The organism is Streptomyces sp. NPDC004647 (genome assembly GCF_040609575.1).
In the GTDB taxonomy this organism is placed as follows: domain Bacteria; phylum Actinomycetota; class Actinomycetes; order Streptomycetales; family Streptomycetaceae; genus Streptomyces.
The window spans coordinates 28,421-48,202 of record NZ_JBEXKU010000059.1 but is presented as its reverse complement, the minus strand read 5'-3'; the positions used below and the strand labels follow the sequence as shown (position 1 = coordinate 48,202).

Genomic DNA, 19,782 nt, shown 5'->3' with positions numbered 1-19,782 from the left:
TCCGATCTGCCGGTCCTGGCCCCGTACCGCCTCTCTCGTCTCCCCCTCCGCCTTCTCCCTCTCCCCCTCCGCCTTCTCCCTCTCCGCCTTCGCCGCCCCCGCCTTCGCCGCCCCGCGCGCCGCTACCTGAGCCCGAGGACCATCCCGTCCGAGGGCGAACGCCAGACCGCCCGCGCCTCGGCGAAGCCCGCCGAGCGCAGCGCCTCCGCGTGCCAGTCGGGGGAAGGGGTGTCACCGTCGGCGTGCTCGCCGTAGATCTCGAAGCGCTTCGCGGTCGGCTCGGCCAGCACCGGGTCAGCGGCGGCGAGCTCCCACCAGTCGCTCCAGTCCAGCGCGCCCCCGGCCTTCGCACGGTCCATCCGCGCGTGCCGGTGGGCACGGTCCGCCGCGTTGATCCGCGGCGTGGAGGGATCCGGCATGTGGTCGGCGTTCATGAAGACGCCGCCGTCCCGGATGACGCCGGCGAGCAGGCCGTAGAGCTCCCGCAGCGGCTCGGTGTGCATCCAGTGCAGCGCGGTCGCAGTGAGGACCGCGTCGTACGTCTCGTACGGGAGCTTGTCGATCCACTGCGGGTCGTGCAGATCGGCCGTCACGAACTGCACCCGGTCGTCGCCCGCGAAGTAGCCCTGCGCGATGGTGAGCAGCGCGGGGTCGAGGTCCATTCCGGTACTGACGGCCCGGGGGAACCTGCGCAGCAGCCGGTCCGAGATACTGCCCGTACCGCACGCCAGATCCAGCACCCTCGGCTCGGGGCCCACCAGCGCCTCGACCATGTCGAGCATCACCCGGAAGCGCTCCTCGCGGTCCGGGAGGTACCACTCCTGCTGGCGGTCCCAACTGGTCTGCCAGGCTGCCCAGTCGGCGCTCGCCACCGTTTCCGCCACCGCGATCCCCTCCAACTCGTCCGAACTCGTCATGCTCGTAATACCCTCAAAGGTAGACCGGCCATTACACCGATCGCCATCGACTCTAGACCGCCTCTGTAAGGACTATAAGTGGAACTGGCCTATTACTCGGACTACGCCGTGCGCTTGGTCAACAGCGAGGACCCGGCCCGCGGAACGGACCGGCTCACTTCGGTGGAGGCGGTCCGGGGCCTCTTCGGCTCCTCCTCGCAGGCGGCCCGGCGCGCGACCGAGGCCGACGTGACCCGGCTGCGCGCCGTACGGGCCCGGCTCCGCACCGTCTTCGAGGCGGCCGACGAGGGCGACGAGGTACGGGCCGTGGACCTGCTCAACGCCCTGCTGATGGAGTTCCCTGTCAGCCCGCAGATCTCCGGGCACGAGACACGAGACGCGGACGGCCGCCCGAACTGGCACATGCACATCGCCGACCACCCCGCGAACGCCACCGCCGGCTTCGCGGCGACGGCGTCCATGGGGCTCGCCTTCCACCTCACCGAACTGGGCGTCGAGCGGCTCGGCATCTGCCAGGCCGCACCGTGCCGCAACGCCTATCTCGACACATCGACCAACCGCTCCCGGCGCTACTGCTCGGACCGCTGCGCCACACGCGCCAATGTGGCGGCCTACCGGGCCCGCAAGCGCCTGGAGAGCGAGCGGTCGGAGCGCACGGGGCAGACGGCCGAGACGATCCAGGAGAGCAGCGCCACCGGCGACCTGTGACCCTTCAGCACGCTGGGGGGCCGCAGCCGCACGCGCGCGCGGGCCAGGACCAGTTCATCGGGAACGGCTCCGAACTCCCGGCTGTCGTTCTCGACGAACGGATTGTCGCCGAGCACCCACCAGCCGCCCTCGCGCCGCTCGACGGCGCGCTTGACGATGAGCAGGTCCTGCTGCATCGGGTGCCGCAGGACGACGACACCGCCGGGACGGACCGGCGCCCCGTACCGGACGACGAGCCGGTCGCCCGGTTGCAGGGTCGGCACCATGGATGGTCCGACCACTTCGGCGAGCCCGTAGGGCAGTGCCCCCCGGCGTTCGCGGACATGCTCCGGCCCCAGCTCACGACCGTCTTCGTACCCCTGCCACCGGCCACCTTCCGGCATCCGGCACCTCCCGGTCCGTTCCTCCGCCAGTACCAGCGTGACACTGGACTTTTGTCCTAAGCCCCCAGGGGCACACGCGAGAACACATCCCCTACGGAGTAATCTCCCACTTGAGAAGACGATCACGAGGAAGGACAGCTCTATGCTTTCCCGCCTGTTCGCCCCCAAGGTGCAGGTCAGCGCCCACTGCGACCTGCCCTGCGGCGTGTACGACCCGGCTCAGGCCCGCATCGAGGCCGAATCCGTCAAGGCAGTCCAGGAGAAGTACCAGGCCAACGAGGACGCACACTTCCGTGCCCGGGCCATCATCATCAAGGAGCAGCGCGCGGAGCTCGCGAAGCACCACATCTCCGTGCTCTGGAGCGACTACTTCAAGCCCCCGCACTTCGAGAAGTACCCGCAGCTGCACCAGCTGGTCAACGACGCTCTGAAGGCCGCGAGCGCCGCCAAGGGCTCGACGGACCCGGCGACCGGCCAGAAGCTACTGGACCTGATCGCCGAAATCGACAAGATCTTTTGGGAGACCAAGAAGGCCTGATCCTCGATCACGCGTTCGGACCTGCGACTTCCCAGGCTGCAGGTCCCCGGACCGCACCCGCTCCGCAGACCGCCAGCCACGGCGTCTACGACGGACCGGGTGCGGTCCTATGTTCGGGGACGAACACCGCCTGCTCCCGCACTGCCTGCCTCAGGATCGAGTCGCGCCCATGTCCCCCGACGGCGCGTCAACGCCCGCGTCAGCGCCAGCTTGTGACACATAGCCCCCAGAACCTCTCGATTCCCAGCCCGGACTGGAGTCGTTCGCTCTCCGGAACTCGAGTCCCTCCGGTGCCGACGCGCTTGCAGCCCGACGGCAACGAAATTCATACACCACTCGATCGGTATGCCTCGCCCTTGATCCTCAGCGGCGATCACCCCGGATCCCAGCGGTGATCGCCCCACCACGCCGACCGCCGCCGACCGGTTCTTCACGTGAGTCTCGCGGCGCGGGCCTGGAGGTAGCGGCGTTCGGGGATGCTCATCGTCCGGCGGGCCGCCGTGCGATACGCGGAGCGTGCCGCTCCGTGGTCACCGGCCATCTCCAGGAGATGGCCGCGCACCGCGTCAAGACGGTGATGGCCCGTCAGCCGGCCATCGGCGTCCAGCGTCTCGAGCAGGTCGAGACCGGCCCGCGGGCCGTCCACCATCGCGACCGCGACGGCGTGGTTGAGCGTCACGACGGGGCCCGGTGAAAGGCGTTCGAGCAGCTCGTACAGCGCGAGGATCTGCGGCCAGTCGGTGTCCTCGGCGTGCACCGCCTCGTCGTGCACGGCGGCGATCGCGGCCTGGAGCTGATACGGGCCGGGGAGCGTACGGGACAGCGCGTCGGTGACGAGTGCGATGCCCTCGTCGATGGCTTCCCGGTCCCACCGGCTCCGGTCCTGTTCGGCCAGCGGGATCAGGGCGCCGTCCGGATCGGTGCGGGCCGGCCGCCGTGCGTCGGTGAGGAGCATGAGTGCGAGCAGTCCGGCGACCTCGCCGTCGTCCGGCAGCAGTCGGCGGACCGCGCGGGTGAGCCGGATCGCCTCGCCCGACAGCTCGTTGCGCTGCAGGTTCCTGCCGGAGGTGGCCGTGTAGCCCTCGTTGAACACCAGGTACAGCACGTGCAGGACAGCGCCGAGCCGTTCCGTACGCTCCCGGTCCGCGGGCTGCCGGAACGGGATGCCGGAGGACTTGATGCGTCGCTTGGCCCGGCTGATGCGCTGGGCCATCGTCGCCTCCGGAACGAGAAACGCGCGGGCGATCTCGGCCGTCGTCAGGCCGCCGACCGCCCGCAGGGTCAGCGCGATCCGGGAAGCCGGGGAGAGCACCGGGTGACAGCACAGGAACAGCAGCGTCAGCGTGTCGTCCTCGGCCGGCGTGCGCCCCTCGCCGGGGGACGGCGCCAGGAGCTCGTCGGGCGGCGTCAGCGCCGCGGCCGTCTCCTCCCGGCGCCGCCTCGCCTGTTCGCTGCGCAGCAGGTCGGTCATCCGGCGGGAGGCGACCCTGATCAGCCAGCCCCGCGGATTCTCCGGTACGCCGTCCTCGGCCCACTGGACGGCGGCGGCGAGCAGCGCCTCCTGCACCGCGTCCTCAGCGGTGTCGAAGTGTCCGTAGCGCCGGACGAGCGCGCCGAGGACCTGCGGCGCGAGCCGCCGCAGCAGGTCCTCGACCCCGGAGTCCGCTCTCACATCTCCGTCCCGGCGTCCTCCATGATCGGCCGCACTTCCACCGGGTCGGGATCGTAGCCCGCGGGCACCGGGCACGACGCGATGCGTGCGGCGATCTCGGTCGCCCGCTCGAGGCTCGCGCAGTCGACCACGAGATAGCCCGCCAGGACTTCCCTGGCTTCCGAGAACGGCCCGTCCGTCACCGCCGGAACGCCGTTCCTGAGCCGGACGGTCCTGGTGTGCGCCGGATCGGCCAGACCCCGCGTGTCGACCAGTTCACCGGACTCGCTGAGGTCCCTCGTCACGGCGCTCATGAAACGGAACACCATGTCGACGTCCTCCTCGGCCCAGACGGGTTCCTCCCTCGCCCCCAGGCCCATCGCGTCCCAGGACTCCTGCCTGCCCAGCAGCAACAGCATGTACTTCATCTCTTCACCTCTCGCGGTGCCGGCGCCCGGAACGAGCACCTGTCACAGGAGACGTCGGAGCCGAGGGCCGGTACTCGACCTCTCCGGGAGGAGGAGGTCGACACGTCCGCTACTACACAATCTGCCCGTTTCATGGCCATCCGTAGCGGTGGGTGGCAGCTCCAGCCGCTGAGGACAGGTAGGGTGCCCTGCGACATCGCATCGAACGGGCGAGCGAGGCTGCCCGGCGATATGCGGGTAGCGCCAGTTCTCGCGGCGGAACCTTGGTCGATCACACGCCCTCGGTACGGGACTGTCTTCCCAAGACTGGATGCATACCACCGACCGCACGAACAGGGAGACCGTCCGATGACGCACGGGTCACGCGTACTGGCTCTGGGCCACTACCAGCCCGCCCGGGTTCTGACGAACGACGACCTGGCTGCGACGGTCGACACCAGCGACGAGTGGATCCGCACCCGGGTCGGGATCCGTACGCGCCACATCGCCGCACCGGACGAGCCGGTGGACCGGATGGCGGCCGCCGCCGCGGCGAAGGCCCTGGCGGGCAGCGGGCTGGCGGCCGAGGACATCGACCTCGTCCTGGTCGCGACCTGCACGGCCGTCGACCGCAGCCCGAACACCGCAGCCCGCGTCGCCGCCCAGCTCGGTCTGGCCTCCCCCGCCACCATGGACATCAACGTCGTCTGCGCGGGCTTCACGCATGCGCTCGCGACCGCCGACCACGCCATCCGGGCGGGCTCGGCCGCCCGGGCTCTGGTGATCGGCGTCGAGAAGTTCACCGACTTCGCCGACTGGACGGACCGCTCGACGTGTGTCCTGGTCGGCGACGGCGCGGGCGCGGCCGTGGTCGTGGCATCGGAGGAGCCGGGGATCGGCCCGGTGGTGTGGGGATCGGTACCGGAGATGGGCCACGCCGTACGCATCGAGGGCAACCCCGGCCGTTTCTCCCAGGAGGGCCAGTCCGTCTACCGCTGGGCCACCACCCAACTCCCGCCCATCGCACGGCGGGTGTGCGAACAGGCGGGGGTACGGCCCGAGGACCTCGCGGCGGTCGTTCTGCACCAGGCGAACCTGCGGATCATCGAGCCGGTCGCCCGCCGGATCGGCGCGGTCAACGCGGTGATCGCCCGGGACGTCGTCGACTCCGGCAACACCTCGGCCGCGAGCATCCCCCTCGCCCTGTCCAAGCTCGTGGAGCGCGGCGAGGTCGAGCCCGGCGCTCCGGCGCTGCTGTTCGGCTTCGGCGGCAATCTGTCGTACGCGGGCCAGGTCATACGCTGCCCGTAGCCGCGCTCCGGCCGCCCGGCGCCGCACCCTGGAGCCGGACCACCCCGCCGCCGGACACTCCCGCAGCCCGGCCGGCGTCGGGCGGCCATAGCGGGATGCGTAGCGGGAGGCGTAGGTGAAGAAAGCGCGTCCCTTGGGGGCCGACTACGCTGACATCACCCGCATAAAGCTGCCATTTCTTGCGATTCCGGATAGCGGTCCGGGGGAACCCGGTAGGCGGATGAGCCGTTGTCCGGGTTGAGGGCGCAAGGTCACTTCCGCCCCATCCGCCCCAATCGCAGGAGGCAGCATGGCTGGGTTTCTGGACCGCGCCAAGGAACAGGCACAGCGCGGGCTCAATCAGGGCAAGCAGAAGATCGACGAGGTGCAGGCGCAACGGACGGGACACGACCTGCTCAAGCAGCTGGGCGCGGCGTACTACGCGGAGAAGCGCGGCGCCGGCACGCCGGAGGCGACCCAGCAGGCGCTGACCGCCGTCGAGGGCCACATCGCCACACACGGGGACGCGTTCCTGCGCACCTGAGACACCGCCTCCTACTCGGTGCGCCTCTACCGGTGCGCCTCACCGGGCCGACGACCGGGCGTTTTCGCGGCTGGATCGGCTCGTACGCCGTGCGAATGATCTGGCGGACGAGTCGTTCCTCCGGTACAAGCGGAACGTAGGAGGCGGTCACAATCGGTGGCCGTCGTCCCCACGAAGGAGGGCGGCCGTGGCCCCACCCATGTCCGCGAGCAGCTTCCTCGACGCCTTGAAGGACGAAGGCCTGACGGTTGTTCAGGTCGGCGACTGGCGTCACCACAACCGCAATCACAAGGGCCCCTGGGGCCCGGTGCACGGGGTGATGATCCATCACTCCGTGACGCAGGGGACCGCGGCAACGGTCCGCATCTGCCGGGACGGATACGAGTCCCTGCCGGGCCCGCTGTGCCTCGGCGTCATCGCCAAGGACGGCACCGTGCACCTGGTCGGGTACGGGCGCGCCAACCACGCCGGTCTCGGCGATGACGACGTGCTGCGCGCCGTCATCGCCGAAGAGGCGCTCCCCCCGGACAACGAGGCCAACACCGACGGTAATCGCCACTTCTACGGCTTCGAGTGCGAGAACCTCGGCGACGGCGAGGACCCGTGGCCGGCGGCCCAACTCGAGGCGATCGAGCGCGCGGCCGCCGCGGTCTGCCGGCACCACGGGTGGAACGAGAGATCCGTGATCGGGCACCTGGAATGGCAGCCGGGCAAGGTCGATCCGCGAGGGTTCACCATGACCTCGATGCGCAACCGCATCCGCGACCGCCTCAACTAGCCCGGTCGTCCGCCCCGCCGCGCGTGGCCTCCCGCGCAGCGGGGCAGTTGCTCTCGCCCAGGTCGCGCCCCCGAGAAGCGACTATTCCGCCTCCTCCCGGTACACCGCGGCCTCCTCCAGATCCAGCTTGTGCAGCAGCGTCCGCAGCATCTCGTCGTCGATCCGCCCCTGGTCGCGCAGCCGTACGAACACCTCGCGTTCCGTAGCGATGACCTCCCGGGTCAGCCGCCGGTAGGTGTCGTCCGCCGACTCCCCCGTCACCTCGTTCACGCCACCGAGCCGCTCCCACACCGCGTGGCGCCGCCGCTCCAGCGTCGTGCGCAGCCGGTTCTCCAGGGGCGCCGGCAGGGCGTTGCGCGGGTCGGCCAGCAGCTCGTCGAGCCGTCGCTCCGCGGCGACCGACGCCTCGTTCTGCGCCTCTGCCTCCACCAGGGTCTCCTGGTGCACATCGCGCCCCGGCAGCCCCAGCCGTCTGATCAGGGGCGGCAGCGTCAGCCCCTGCAACAGCAGCGTCCCGATGACGGTCGTGAAGGTCAGGAAGAGCACCAGATCGCGGTCCGGGAACCGCTCCCCGCCGTGCGCGGCCACCGGGATCGAGAAGGCGACCGCGAGCGAGACCACCCCGCGCATCCCGGCCCAGGACAGCACGAAGGGATACCTCCACGGCGGCCTGCTCTCGCTCGGGCTGCGCAGGATGGGCAGATACGTCGCCGGGTAGACCCAGACGAAGCGCGAGACGATCACGGCCGCGAGCACCACGACCGCGTACACGGCCGCCTCCCCCGGCTCGTAGTCGTCGAGGCCTCGCAGCACGACTCGCAGTTGCAGGCCGATGAGCGCGAAGACCGACGACTCGAGGATGAAGGCGACCATCTTCCAGACCGCCGCCTCCTGGAGCCGGGTGGCGAAATCGACCTGCCAGGAGCGGTGCCCGAGGTAGAGGGCGACCACCACGACCGCGAGCACCCCCGAGGCGTGCACCTTCTCGGCGGCCGCGTACGCCACGAACGGGATCAGCAGCGACAGGGTGTTCAGCAACAGCGGTTCCCGCAGCCGGGTCCGCAACCAGTGCAGCGGGCCCATCAGCAGCAGCCCGACGCCCACGCCGCCCACCGCGGCGACGGCGAATTCGGTGAGGCCCCCGGCCCAGGTCGCGCCCTCGCCCACCGCCGCGGCCAGCGCGACCTTGAAGGCGGTGATCGCGGTCGCGTCGTTGAACAGCGACTCGCCCTTCAGGATCGTGGTGATCCGGGTCGGCAGCCCGATCCTGCGGGCCACGGCTGTCGCGGCCACCGCGTCCGGCGGGGCGACGACAGCGCCCAGCACCAGGGCAGCGGTCAGCGGGATGCCCGGCACGACGAGGTGGACGATCCAGCCGACCACGGCCGTCGCGAACAGCACATAGCCGACCGACAGCAGCGCGACCGGCCGGATATTGGCCCGCAGTCCGAGATAGGAACTGTCGAGCGCGGCCAGATGCAAAAGCGGCGGCAGCACCAGCGGAAGCACCACATCCGGGTCGAGCGCGTAGTCCGGAACACCCGGTACGTAACTGGCGATGAGTCCGGCGGCGACCAGCGGCAGCGGCACGGGAACGGGGGTACGGCGAGCCAGACCCGCGACGGCCGCGCTGCCTGCGACCAGCAACAGCAGGGGAAATGCGTCCATCGGCTCGCTCAGTCCCCATCCGTCACCAGCGCACCACCCGCCGCGATTCGGCGCGTTCTAACCTGGCAATCATGAGCGAGTGCCCGCACGTTCCGGAACTGCCGCGCCCCGAGCCCTCCGCGCTGAGCGACACCTGCCTCGAGTGCCGGGCGCTGGGGAGCGACTTTGTCCATTTGCGTATGTGCCTGGCGTGCGGTCACGTGGGATGCTGTGACTCGTCGCCGGAGCGGCACGCCTCACGGCACTTCGAGGACACCGGACACCCGGTGATGCGCTCCTTCCAGCCCGGCGAGAGCTGGCGGTGGTGCTTTGTCGACCAGCGGATCGCCTAGTCACCAACCGTGTGCGCATCCCCTCGATTTGAGCCCCGAGAACCTAGCGACTTTCCGTGCACACAGGCTTACAATGAGTAACGCTCCCCGGGTCCGCGGGACCTCGACCCACAGATCGCGATAGCGTCACAGCCGGACCATGTGCCGCGTCGGTCCGCACCTCGCCTTCGAGCGGGGATCGGGGCCGGCGTCCAACCAGCTCAACCAGCTTGTGCCACCTTGGAGGTGAGGGTGTCCCAGATCGCAGGCGAGCCCGGGACCCAGGACTTCGTGGAAGTCCGGCTGCCCGCTGAGGGTGCCTACCTGTCGGTGTTGCGAACGGCCACGGCCGGCCTCGCAGCGCGCTTGGACTTCACCCTCGACGAGATCGAGGATCTGCGCATCGCGGTGGACGAGGCCTGCGCGATCCTGCTGCAGCAGGCCGTACCGGGAAGCGTCCTCAGCTGCGTCTTCCGTCTGGTCGGTGACGCACTGCGGGTGACCGTCTCGGCTCCCACCACCGACGGGCGCGCGCCCGAGCGCGACACCTTCGCCTGGACGGTGCTCTCCGCACTGGCAGGCGAGGTCGACTCGACCGTCGGGGAGGACCGTACGGTCAGCATCAGCCTGCACAAGAAGCGCGGCGCGGGCCCTGGACAGCCGTGACGGACGGGACGGGGAGGCCGGTGCAGGACGAGAGGCGCGTCTCGCGGGTGGTGCCCAGTACGGCCATTCCCGAGCAGGCAGAGCGGGCGGACCATATGGACCAGGACCAGCATCAGCACGAGCAGCGCCAGGACGAACTGCGGCACACCGAGCAGAGTCAGAACGATCAGCATCGGACCGAGCAGCACCAGGGCGCTCAGCGCGAGCACGAGCCGGAGCACGCGTACGAGCACGAGCACGGGCAGCTGCCCGATGTGCACGACCGCAGTGGTGCCCGGGCCCTGTTCATCAAGCTCGGTGAGCTGCCGGACGGTTCGCCGGAGCGCGCGGAGCTGCGCAATCACCTGGTGCGGATGCATCTGCCGCTCGTGGAGCACCTGGCACGCCGGTTCCGCAACCGCGGCGAGCCGCTGGACGATCTGACCCAGGTCGCCACCATCGGTCTGATCAAGTCGGTGGACCGTTTCGACCCGGATCGCGGGGTGGAGTTCTCCACCTATGCGACGCCGACGGTCGTCGGAGAGATCAAGCGGCACTTCCGCGACAAGGGCTGGGCGGTACGGGTGCCGCGCCGGCTCCAGGAGCTGCGGCTGTCGCTGACCACCGCGACCGCAGAGCTGTCCCAGCGGCACGGCCGGTCGCCGACGGTCCACGAGCTGGCCGAGCACCTGGGCATCTCGGAGGAGGAGGTGCTGGAGGGGCTGGAGTCCGCGAACGCCTACAGCACGCTCTCGCTCGACGTGCCGGACACGGACGACGAGTCCCCGGCGGTCGCCGACACCCTGGGCGCGGAGGACGACGCCCTGGAGGGTGTGGAGTACCGCGAGTCGCTCAAGCCGCTGCTGGAGGAGTTGCCGCCGCGGGAGAAGAAGATCCTGCTGCTGCGGTTCTTCGGGAACATGACCCAGTCGCAGATCGCCCAGGAGGTCGGCATCTCCCAGATGCACGTCTCACGGCTGCTGGCCCGCACACTCGCCCAGCTCCGCGACAGGCTGCTCGTCGAGGAGTGACCGCTCCACTACGGAGCGAGCCATGTGTCCTGCCGGGTGATACCGGCGGGACACCGGTCCGGCGCTCCCGCTCCACGGCGCTCGCCGGGCCAAGGGCGGCGGTGACGCCAGGACGGCGACTCAGCGTGCGCCGTGGGCGCCCACACACCGCAGGTAGTCATACACCGCGGGTTCAACACGAACGGTCATGCCCCACGAACGGTCATACGCCGCGAGCGGTCACGCGTCGCGGGGTGCGATGCCCAGTGCCTCGGTCGCAGTCGGATTGACCAGGAGCGCCAGCACGGCCAGCGCCACCAGAGCGAGCGCCACCCCGGCGACGATCACCGCTCCCCCCGTGCCGATCAGCGTCCAGGCGACCGGCACAGCCATGATCTGAATGATCAGCGCCGGACCCCGGCTCCACCGGCGCCGCAGCAGCAGCCCACGAGCGGCGGCCAGCGGCAGAGCGGCGAGCGCCAGCAGGGTCAGCCCGCCCATCTCCGCCTGCCTCGGGCTGTCCGGATCCCCTACCAGCCCCATGACGAGCAGATACGCCCCGAACGCGGCCAGCACCACACCTTCCGCACCGGCCAGCGCGGCGGCCACGGTCAGCCGGGCCGGGCGGGGCCCGGCCGGGGAGTCGTCGTCGGGGGCCTGGGTCTGCTTGCTGCTCACCCCAGCAGGGTAGCCCGCGGCGCCCACCGCGGCTGGGCCCGTACGCCGAGGGGTGGGTAGTGTGCTGGGCATGCGCGCCCTTCTCGTGGTCAATCCGGCAGCAACCACTACCAGTGGCCGCACCCGGGACGTCCTGATCCACGCGCTCGCGAGCGATCTCAAGCTCGAGGTCGCGATGACCGAGTACCGCGGGCACGCACGCGATCTGGCGCGCCGGGCGGCCGAGGGCGGCGAGACCGAACTGGTCGTCGCGCTCGGCGGCGACGGAACCGTCAACGAAGTCGTCAACGGACTGCTGCACAACGGCCCCGCGCCCGAGTCGCTGCCCGGCCTCGCTGTCGTGCCCGGTGGATCGACCAATGTCTTCGCCCGCGCCCTCGGGCTGCCGAACGACCCCGTCGAGGCCACCGGCGCCCTGCTGGACGCGCTGCACGACCACAGCGAGCGAACAGTGGGGCTGGGGCTGGCCGCCGGCACACCCGGCACCGAGGACGAGGGCGCGCCCACCCGCTGGTTCACGTTCTGCGCGGGCTTCGGTTTCGACGCGGGTGTGGTGGGACGGGTCGAACAGCAGCGCGAGCAGGGCAAGCGCTCGACCCATGCGCTGTACGTACGGCAGGTGATGCGGCAGTTCCTCAAGGAGCAGCACCGCAGACGGGGCACGATCACCCTGGAGCGGCCGGGCGAGGACCCCGTGCACGACCTCGTGCTGTCGATAGTCTGTAACACCGCCCCCTGGACCTACCTGGGCAATCGCCCGGTGTACGCGTCCCCCGAGGCGTCCTTCGACACGGCCCTCGACGTGCTCGGACTCAGCAAGCTCTCGGCCCCCGCGGTTGCCCGCTATGCGACCCAGCTGCTGACGTCGTCACCGGAACGCGGACCCCATGGAAAGCACGCCGTGTCGTTGCACGATCTGACGGACTTCACCTTGCATTCCCAGGCGCCGCTGCCCTTCCAGATGGACGGTGACCACCTGGGAGTGCGAACGAGCGTGACGTTCACAGGCGTACGCCGTGCACTGCGTGTGATTGTGTGAGCGGAAGAGGCAAAACTCCTTCTACTCGAACGTTTAGGCCAGCCTCCACCCACTGGAAGTACGGCTGTGACCGAGACGACACCAAGGAATCAAAAAAAACTTTCCGGAAGGGGTTGTATCCGCCGCCGAGGTTTGCGAGTCTCTTCATGGCGCTCGGGACGGCACCCGCAACACAGCCTCCTTGAGAGCCAGAACCCCTCCTCATTCCACTGGGACCGCACCAGGTAACTGGACGACGGCCCCATCCCTTGCGGAGGGATTCGTGAAAGCGTTCACATTCACAAGCAATCAGCTGGTAATACAAGGAGATGGAGCAGCCATGGACTGGCGTCACCGCGCCGTTTGCCGCGAGGAAGACCCCGAGCTCTTCTTCCCCATCGGCAACACCGGTCCTGCGCTGCTGCAGATCGAGGAAGCCAAGGCCGTCTGCCGCCGCTGCCCCGTCATGGAGCAGTGTCTGCAGTGGGCGCTGGAGTCCGGCCAGGACTCCGGTGTGTGGGGTGGCCTCAGCGAGGACGAGCGCCGCGCGATGAAGCGCCGCGCCGCTCGCAACCGGGCGCGCAACGCGAGCGCCTGACCGAACCCCTTTGCCAGGGCGGCGCGTGTGCCCGACGTGACTACTTCGTTGAGCGCGCACGTACCTCCCGCCCCCGAGCCGCAGCGCGCAGTACCCCCGATGCGCATCGCAACGTGAGCCTTGAGCCCCGGACCCACAGGTCCGGGGCTCATTGCTGTTCAAGTGCCGTGCGGCGCCGGGCCGTTCACTGCTTCTCGGCGCGTACGGGGATGTCCAGGACCACGCGGGTGCCGCGCTCGGGGGCGGGCTGCATGTCGAATGACCCGCCCAACTCGCCCTCCACCAGCGTCCGTACGATCTGCAGGCCCAGATTGCCGGTCCGCTGCGCGTCGAAGCCGTCCGGCAGTCCGCGTCCGTCGTCCTGCACCGTCACCAGCAGCCGGCCCTCGGTCCGTGTCCCGCCGCGCACCGCCGACACCTCCACCGTGCCCTGCTCCCCGGGTCCGAAGCCGTGCTCCAGGGCGTTCTGCAGCACTTCGGTGAGCACCATCGACAGCGGGGTGGCCACCTCGGCGTCCAGAATGCCGAACCGGCCCGTACGGCGAGCGGTCACCCGGCCGGGAGAGATCTCCGACACCATGGCCAGAACCCGGTCCGCGATGTCGTCGAACTCCACCCGCTCGTCCAGGTTCTGCGAGAGCGTCTCGTGCACGATGGCGATCGAGCCGACCCGGCGCACCGCCTCCTCCAGCGCCTCGCGCCCCTGGTCCGAATCCATCCGGCGGGCCTGGAGACGCAGCAGGGCGGCGACGGTCTGCAGGTTGTTCTTCACCCGGTGGTGGATCTCCCGAATGGTGGCGTCCTTGGTGATCAGCTCGCGCTCCCGGCGGCGCAGCTCGGTGACGTCGCGCAGCAGGACGAGCGAGCCGATCCGGGTGCCCTTGGGCTTGAGCGGGATGGCGCGCAGCTGGATGACGCCGCCGTTGCCCTCGACCTCCGTCTCGCGCGGTGCCCAGCCGCTGGCGAGTTTGACCAGCGCCTCGTCCACCGGGCCCCGGGACGGGGCGAGTTCGGCGGTGGCCTGGCCGAGGTGGTGGCCGACGAGGTCGGCGGCAAGGCCGAGACGGTGGTAGGCGGAGAGGGCGTTGGGGCTGGCGTACTGGACGACTCCGTCGGCGTCGAGGCGGATGAGGCCGTCACCGACGCGCGGTGAGGCGTCCATGTCGACCTGCTGCCCGGGGAACGGGAAAGTGCCCGCGGCGATCATCTGGGCGAGGTCGGACGCGCTCTGGAGATAGCTGAGCTCGAGCCGGCTCGGAGTCCGTACGGTCAGCAGATTGGTATTGCGCGCGATGACGCCGAGGACCCTGCCCTCGCGGCGTACGGGGATGGACTCGACCCGGACCGGGACTTCCTCGCGCCACTCGGGGTCGCCCTCCCGTACGATGCGGCCCTCGTCCAGGGCGGCGTCGAGCATCGGGCGGCGGCCGCGGGGAACGAGATGGCCGACCATGTCGTCCTGATAGGAGGTGGGCCCGGTGTTGGGGCGCATCTGCGCGACGGAGACATAGCGGGTGCCGTCGAGCGTCGGGACCCAGAGGACGAGATCGGCGAAGGAGAGGTCGGAGAGCAGCTGCCACTCCGAGACCAGCAGATGCAGCCACTCGAGGTCGGATTCGTCGAGGGCCGTGTGCTGGCGTACGAGGTCGTTCATGGAGGGCACGTGTGCGAGCCTACCGGTGGCGCGATCCGTTGAATCCTTGTTGAATCCTAGGCGAACACGTAGACAGACAAGAATGGTCTAGTCCACAATGGCCGGATAAAGACCTCCGTCCTCCCCGCACAGGAGGGCGGAATGAGGCCCGCGACGCTCTCTGCCCTGACTGCGCCGTGGCCTCCGGTCGGTCGGCCCGTTCAGCGGGCGGCCGGCATCAGCTCCGGGCTGCGGTGCCGGACAGGTTGAGGGTCCTGTCCCGGCGCCGCGGCCCGCGGGTGTTTCCGGGCCGTTGGGCCGGTGCCGGCCGGTCAGTGGGTCTCGGTCACCTTGGCCAGCGCGCGCGGTGCGTCCGGGTCCTGACCGCGGGCGATCGTCACCTCGTACGCCAGCATTTGCAGCGGCAGGATCTCCAGGATCGGCTGGACCTCCTCCGCGACTCCCGACGTCGGCAGCGCGAATCCCGCGGATGCCTTGTCGACCTCGGCCTGACTGCCGATGACGACCAGATCGGCGCCGCGGCCGCGCAGCCGGTCGAGCACCGGCTGAAGGGCGTCGCCGCCCTTGCCCTCGGGGACGATCGCGATGACCGGCGAGATGTTGTCCACCATCGCGAGCGGACCGTGCAGCAGATCGGCTCCGGAGTAGGAGAGCGCCGGGATGTAGCTGGTCTCCATCAGCTTCAGCGCGGCCTCCTTGGCGGTCGGATAGCCGTAGCCGCGGGAGGTGAGAACCATGCGCTCGGCGAAGCGGTAGCGCCCCGCGAGCGCCTTCACCTCGCCCTGGCGGTCGAGGATCTGCTGGGCGACCTCCGGCAGCACCTTGGCGGCCGAGCCGTCGCCTCCTCGCAGGCCCTCGACGAAGAGGTAGAGCGCCAGCAGCTCGGCGGTGTAGCTCTTCGTCGCCGGCAGCGCCTTCTCCGGACCGGCGAGGACGTCAATGTGGAACTCGGCGGCCTCGGCCAGGGCCGAGCCCGCGTTGTTGGTGACCGCGACGGTGATCGCTCCGGCGTCGCGGGCGGCCAGGGTGGAGGCCACCAGGTCGGGGGAGCCACCGGACTGGCTGACCGTGATGACCAGGACATCGGTGAGGTCCGGCCGGGCACCGTACGCCGTCGTGGTGGACATGGAGGTCAGTCCGCACGGCTTGCCCAGCAACACCTCGAGCAGGTACTTCGCGTACAGCGCCGCGTTGTCGGAGGTGCCGCGCGCGGTCAGCAGTACGAAGCGCGGTTCACGGGCGGCCACCCGCTCCGCGACCTCCCGGATCTTCGGCGCGCCCTCCTCGAGCAGCCTGCGCAGGACCGCGGGCTGTTCGGCCATCTCGCCGGACATGATCCGGCCCGGCTGCTCACTGTGCTGGGCCGGATTCGTGGCGGACATGCTGGGTGCCTCCAGTTGTTCGGTGTTGCGCTGTCCGCGGCCGTCAGCGCCCGGCGTTCTTGCCGGTGATGACCTCCGCGGCGGCCCGACCGCAGACGCGGGCGGCGCCATGGGTGGCGATATGCAGCGCTCCGGTGGGCGGCGCCTGGGGTACACCCATCTCGACCACGACCGTATCCGGCCGTGCGGCGAGGAGAGAGTCCAGTGCGCTCGCCATCCAGGGGTGCCGGTGAACGTCGCGGACCACAGCGACGATCCTACGGTCGGCGGCCTGCTGGAGCACATGTGCGATCACTGCGGGCAACCCGTCCCCGGACGCGGCGTTCGCGGACGTCTTGCCCACGGACGCGCTGTTCGCGGACGCGCTGTCGTAGGTGCCGGTGCCGGTGCCCGGCAGGAGCCGGGCCAGCTCGGCCGCGACGCCCCACGGCGTCTCCTCCCCGACGGCGATGTTCGTGACCGGCGTGAAGGCGGCGACGTAGGGCGGCGCGGTCAGCGGCTCGTATGTCTCCCGGGCGGTGACGGTCAGCGCCCGGCGGGCCGCGGCGAGCCCCACCTCGGGCGAGGACGCGAGCCCGGCGGCCCGCTCCGCCGGGGAGCCGTCCGTCCCCGGGGCCGCCGCGAGCGTCCATACGGCCAGCTCCCGGACGCGGCGGGCCGCGTCGGCGAGCCGCTCCTCGTCGAGCCCCCCTTCGCGTACGGCGGTGACGAGCGCGTCGCGCAGCCGCAGCACGGTCGCCTCGTCGGCCAGTCCGCCACCGACGCAGAGGGCGTCGGCGCCCGCGGCGACGGCCAGGACGCTGCCACGCTCGATGCCGTAGGTCGCCGAGATGGCGCGCATCTCCATGCCGTCGGTGACGATCAGCCCGTCGAAGCCGAGGCCGCCCTCGCTGACCGGGGCACGCAGCAGTCCGCCCAGCGCGGAGCTGCTGAGCGTGGCGGGGTGGTCCGGGTCGAGCGCGGGCAGCAGGATGTGCGCGCTCATGACGGCCTTGGTGCCGGCCGCCACCGCCGCCCGGAACGGGGGGAGTTCACGGGCGTACAGCGTGTCGAGGCCGGCGCCGATGCGCGGCAGGTCGTGGTGCGAGTCGACATTCGTGTCGCCGTGGCCGGGGAAGTGCTTGGTGCAGGCGGCGACTCCGGCGGACTGGAGGCCCTCGACGTACGCCGCCGTGTGCCGGGCGACGAGGTCCGGCTCCGCACCGAAGGAGCGTACGCCGATGACCGGGTTGGCCGGGTTGGAGTTGACGTCCGCGGAGGGCGCCCAGTTGAGATTGACGCCGCAGGCGGCGAGCCGACGGCCCAGCTCGTGGGCGACGGCCCGGGTCAGGGCGGGGTCGTCGACGGCGCCGAGAGCGAGGTTGCCGGGGAAGGAGGAGCCGCGTCGGGCCTCCAGCCGGGTGACGTCGCCGCCCTCCTCGTCGATCGCGACGAGCACCTCGGGGCGTTCGGCGCGCAACCGTCCGGTGAGTGCCGCCAGCTGCTCGGGCGAGGCGATGTTGCGGCCGAACAGGCCCACCGCGGCGAGCCCTTCGCCGAGTCGGCGCAGCAGCCAGTCGGGCGCGCTGGTGCCGGTGAATCCGGGCTGGAGGACGGCGAGGGCGTTCCGGGTGAGCTCATCGGGGGCTCCGGCCCGCGGCGAGGACGCCGCCGGATGCCGTGCCTGCCGGGAGGATGCAGTGGTGCCGCGGGCGAGGGTCATGGAGAGCGTTATCCCTTCACTGCGCCGGAGGTGAGGCCTGCAGCAACCTTGCGCTGCACGATCAGGAAGAAGATCACGACGGGCAGCGCGATGAGCGTCGCACCGGCCATCTGGGCGCCGTAGTCGACGCCCCGCGAGGTGGCGAAGCCGACCAGCCAGATGGGCAGGGTCTGCTTGTCGTTGCTGGAGAGCAGGACATACGCGAGCACGTACTCGTTCCAGGCCTGGATGAGCGCGTAGATGGACGTGGCGACCAGGCCGGGGGCGACCAGCGGGAAGACGACCTTGCGGAACGCCCCCATCCTGGTGCAGCCGTCGACCATGGCCGACTCCTCCAGCTCCTTGGGGATATTGACGATGAAGCCGCGGAGCATCCATACCGTGTACGGCAGGATGAAGCTCATATAGACCAGGATGACGCCCCAGAGCTGATCGACTCCGTCGAAGGCGTTGAGCTGGATGTAGAGCGGGATGATCAGCGCGGTCTGCGGGACCATCTGGACCGCGAGCAGGGCGACCATGAGGCCCTTGCGGCCGTAGAAGCCGAACCGGGCGATGGCGTACGCGGCGAGCAGCCCGATCGCGATGGCGATCACCACCGTGCACAGGCCGACGACGACACTGGCCCGCAGGTTGTCCCAGAAGGTGGGGGTGCCGACCGCGGTGCGGAACCCCTCCAGGGTGAACTCGCTGGGCCACAGCCGCAGATCGTAGGAGTAGAGGTCTCCGCGCGGGCTGACCGCGCCCTTGACCAGCCAGTACACCGGGAAGGCCATGACGGCGAAGGCCAGCAGGCCAAGCAGGTTGTAGCCGGTTCTCGATATCCGGCGGCGGGTGCGTGCCCCCGTGTGGGTGCTCACTCGTCCTCTCCGATCTTCAGCATCTGGCGCAGGTAGAACAGCGAGATTCCGAGCAGCAGGAGCATGGTGATCAGGGCGATGGCCGCACCCTGGCTGAACGAGTTGCCGGTGAAGGCCGCGTTGAAGGCGTACAGCCCCAACAGCTCGTAGTCCGCCTCCACATGGGCGCCGCGCATCAGCCAAACCTGCTCGAAGACGCCGAAGTCCCAGATGACGGAGAGCGTGGTGACCATGGTCAGCACGGGCTTGATCACCGGCAGGGTGACATGGCGGAAGATGCCGGCGCCCGAGGCGCCGTCCATCCTGGCCGCCTCCTCCAGCTCCTTGGGGACCTGGGTGAGCGCGGCGTAGAGCGTGATGGCGATGAAGGGGAGGGCGCCCCAGACCACGACGAGCACGATCACGCCGAAGCCGGACCAGGGGTTCACGAACCAGTTGTGTCCCTGGTGGTCGAAGCCGAGCGCGGTCAGTGCCGAGTTGGCGAAGCCGTAGTCGGTGTCGAACAGCCAGCGGAAGATGGAGGTCGCCACCAGCCGGGGGATGGACCAGGCGGCGACCAGCGCCGCGATGATCAGCAGTCGGACCCAGGTGGAGACCCGCTGCATCAGCATCGCGGTCAGCAGGCCGAGCGACATGCTCAGCAGCACGCAGACGACGACGAAGAGCCCGGTGCGGGCGGCCACCACCCAGAAGTGGGAGTCCCCGAGGATGCGCGTGTACTGGTCGAGGCCGACCCAGGGCGCGGGCAGATTCCCCCAGAGGTTGTTCCTGCGCATGTCCTGGAAGGAGAGGATGATCATGTGGATCATCGGCCAGCCGAGCACCGCGCCCAGGCCGAGGACGGCGGGCGCGATCAGGGCGTACGGCAGGGGTGTGCGGATACGGCGGCGGCCCGGCGCGCGGCCGCCGGGCCTCTCCGGTGTCGGCCGGCCGCCCGACGGGCCGGGCGTCCTGGTGCGGTCGGCCGTCGACGCGGTGGGTGGCGTGCCCGGCCCTGCCGCGCGTGTGCCAGCGGCGCTCATGAGCTGATCCCCTCGGTT

General features: G+C 70.3%; 21 protein-coding genes. 10 read left to right on the top strand and 11 right to left on the bottom strand.

Annotated elements, in window-relative coordinates:
* Window positions 1–122: 122 nt before the first annotated feature.
* Window positions 123–917, bottom strand: a complete 795-nt coding sequence (locus ABZW18_RS24245) for a methyltransferase domain-containing protein (RefSeq protein WP_356190850.1) — start codon at window positions 915–917, stop codon at window positions 123–125.
* Window positions 918–995: 78 nt separating this feature from the next.
* Between ABZW18_RS24245 and ABZW18_RS24240 the strand changes: the two genes are divergently transcribed.
* Window positions 996–1,625 (top strand): CGNR zinc finger domain-containing protein, encoded by a 630-nt coding sequence (locus ABZW18_RS24240; protein WP_356190848.1) that lies wholly within the window; start codon window positions 996–998, stop codon window positions 1,623–1,625.
* On the opposite strand, the gene sodX is transcribed toward ABZW18_RS24240, so the two are convergent.
* Window positions 1,529–2,008: a nickel-type superoxide dismutase maturation protease gene (gene sodX / locus ABZW18_RS24235; protein WP_356190846.1), complete on the bottom strand. Its 480-nt coding sequence runs from the start codon at window positions 2,006–2,008 to the stop codon at window positions 1,529–1,531. The two genes, ABZW18_RS24240 and sodX, sit on opposite strands and share 97 nt — an antisense overlap.
* A gap of 142 nt (window positions 2,009–2,150) precedes the next feature.
* On the opposite strand from sodX, the gene sodN reads away from it, so the two are divergent.
* Window positions 2,151–2,546 (top strand): superoxide dismutase, Ni, encoded by a 396-nt coding sequence (gene sodN, locus ABZW18_RS24230; protein WP_356190844.1) that lies wholly within the window; start codon window positions 2,151–2,153, stop codon window positions 2,544–2,546.
* A gap of 430 nt (window positions 2,547–2,976) precedes the next feature.
* Here sodN and ABZW18_RS24225 read toward each other — a convergent pair whose 3' ends face one another.
* Together ABZW18_RS24225 and ABZW18_RS24220 are read right to left on the bottom strand one after the other, a co-directional pair.
* A complete protein-coding gene (locus ABZW18_RS24225) occupies window positions 2,977–4,218 on the bottom strand; it encodes an RNA polymerase sigma factor (protein ID WP_356190842.1) in 1,242 nt (413 codons plus the stop codon).
* Complete coding sequence (locus tag ABZW18_RS24220; protein ID WP_356190840.1) at window positions 4,215–4,625, bottom strand: YciI family protein; 411 nt, start codon at window positions 4,623–4,625, stop codon at window positions 4,215–4,217. The genes ABZW18_RS24225 and ABZW18_RS24220 overlap by 4 nt, the downstream gene beginning before the upstream one ends.
* A 348-nt stretch (window positions 4,626–4,973) precedes the next feature.
* Here ABZW18_RS24220 and ABZW18_RS24215 point away from each other — a divergent pair, with 348 nt between their 5' ends.
* The 3 genes from ABZW18_RS24215 (at window position 4,974) to ABZW18_RS24205 (ending at window position 7,216) form a co-directional block, all read left to right on the top strand.
* A complete protein-coding gene (locus ABZW18_RS24215; protein WP_356190837.1) occupies window positions 4,974–5,915 on the top strand; it encodes a beta-ketoacyl-ACP synthase III in 942 nt (313 codons plus the stop codon).
* 289 nt (window positions 5,916–6,204) lie between these two features.
* A complete protein-coding gene (locus ABZW18_RS24210) occupies window positions 6,205–6,438 on the top strand; it encodes a hypothetical protein (RefSeq protein WP_356190835.1) in 234 nt (77 codons plus the stop codon).
* Window positions 6,439–6,625: 187 nt separating this feature from the next.
* Entirely contained in the window at window positions 6,626–7,216 is a 591-nt protein-coding gene (locus ABZW18_RS24205) for an N-acetylmuramoyl-L-alanine amidase (protein WP_356190832.1), read from the top strand.
* 81 nt (window positions 7,217–7,297) lie between these two features.
* Here the strand turns inward: ABZW18_RS24205 and ABZW18_RS24200 are convergent, their stop codons facing one another.
* Complete coding sequence (locus ABZW18_RS24200) at window positions 7,298–8,884, bottom strand: Na+/H+ antiporter (RefSeq protein ID WP_356190830.1); 1,587 nt, start codon at window positions 8,882–8,884, stop codon at window positions 7,298–7,300.
* A 71-nt stretch (window positions 8,885–8,955) separates the two neighbouring features.
* Here ABZW18_RS24200 and ABZW18_RS24195 point away from each other — a divergent pair, with 71 nt between their 5' ends.
* The 3 genes from ABZW18_RS24195 to ABZW18_RS24185 all read left to right on the top strand — a co-directional run bounded on the left by ABZW18_RS24195 (window position 8,956) and on the right by ABZW18_RS24185 (window position 10,871).
* Window positions 8,956–9,216: a UBP-type zinc finger domain-containing protein gene (locus tag ABZW18_RS24195; protein ID WP_356190828.1), complete on the top strand. Its 261-nt coding sequence runs from the start codon at window positions 8,956–8,958 to the stop codon at window positions 9,214–9,216.
* Window positions 9,217–9,447: 231 nt separating this feature from the next.
* Window positions 9,448–9,861 (top strand): anti-sigma regulatory factor, encoded by a 414-nt coding sequence (locus ABZW18_RS24190; RefSeq protein ID WP_356190826.1) that lies wholly within the window; start codon window positions 9,448–9,450, stop codon window positions 9,859–9,861.
* Window positions 9,750–10,871: an RNA polymerase sigma factor SigF gene (locus tag ABZW18_RS24185; RefSeq protein ID WP_356190866.1), complete on the top strand. Its 1,122-nt coding sequence runs from the start codon at window positions 9,750–9,752 to the stop codon at window positions 10,869–10,871. Before ABZW18_RS24190 ends, ABZW18_RS24185 begins: the two co-directional genes overlap by 112 nt.
* A gap of 219 nt (window positions 10,872–11,090) precedes the next feature.
* Here the strand turns inward: ABZW18_RS24185 and ABZW18_RS24180 are convergent, their stop codons facing one another.
* Window positions 11,091–11,528 carry a hypothetical protein gene (locus ABZW18_RS24180; protein WP_356190824.1) on the bottom strand — a complete coding sequence of 146 codons (438 nt, stop codon included), beginning with the start codon at window positions 11,526–11,528 and terminating at the stop codon, window positions 11,091–11,093.
* 70 nt (window positions 11,529–11,598) lie between these two features.
* Between ABZW18_RS24180 and ABZW18_RS24175 the strand changes: the two genes are divergently transcribed.
* Both ABZW18_RS24175 and ABZW18_RS24170 read left to right on the top strand, forming a co-directional pair.
* Window positions 11,599–12,567, top strand: a complete 969-nt coding sequence (locus ABZW18_RS24175; RefSeq protein ID WP_356190823.1) for a diacylglycerol kinase family protein — start codon at window positions 11,599–11,601, stop codon at window positions 12,565–12,567.
* Window positions 12,568–12,886: 319 nt separating this feature from the next.
* A complete protein-coding gene (locus ABZW18_RS24170) occupies window positions 12,887–13,144 on the top strand; it encodes a WhiB family transcriptional regulator (protein WP_003983230.1) in 258 nt (85 codons plus the stop codon).
* A gap of 184 nt (window positions 13,145–13,328) precedes the next feature.
* Here the strand turns inward: ABZW18_RS24170 and ABZW18_RS24165 are convergent, their stop codons facing one another.
* From ABZW18_RS24165 to ABZW18_RS24145, 5 genes are all read right to left on the bottom strand, one after another.
* On the bottom strand, window positions 13,329–14,798 hold the full coding sequence (locus tag ABZW18_RS24165) for a PAS domain-containing sensor histidine kinase (protein ID WP_356190864.1): 1,470 nt from the start codon (window positions 14,796–14,798) through the stop codon (window positions 13,329–13,331).
* A gap of 311 nt (window positions 14,799–15,109) precedes the next feature.
* On the bottom strand, window positions 15,110–16,180 hold the full coding sequence (locus tag ABZW18_RS24160; protein ID WP_356190820.1) for an SIS domain-containing protein: 1,071 nt from the start codon (window positions 16,178–16,180) through the stop codon (window positions 15,110–15,112).
* A gap of 43 nt (window positions 16,181–16,223) precedes the next feature.
* Window positions 16,224–17,882, bottom strand: coding sequence for a glycoside hydrolase family 3 N-terminal domain-containing protein (locus tag ABZW18_RS24155; protein ID WP_356190817.1), 1,659 nt, complete (start codon window positions 17,880–17,882; stop codon window positions 16,224–16,226).
* Window positions 17,883–17,890: 8 nt separating this feature from the next.
* Window positions 17,891–18,742 (bottom strand): carbohydrate ABC transporter permease, encoded by an 852-nt coding sequence (locus ABZW18_RS24150; RefSeq protein ID WP_356190815.1) that lies wholly within the window; start codon window positions 18,740–18,742, stop codon window positions 17,891–17,893.
* Window positions 18,739–19,764, bottom strand: coding sequence for an ABC transporter permease subunit (locus ABZW18_RS24145; RefSeq protein WP_356190813.1), 1,026 nt, complete (start codon window positions 19,762–19,764; stop codon window positions 18,739–18,741). The genes ABZW18_RS24150 and ABZW18_RS24145 overlap by 4 nt, the downstream gene beginning before the upstream one ends.
* Between the last annotated feature and the right edge of the window lie 18 nt (window positions 19,765–19,782).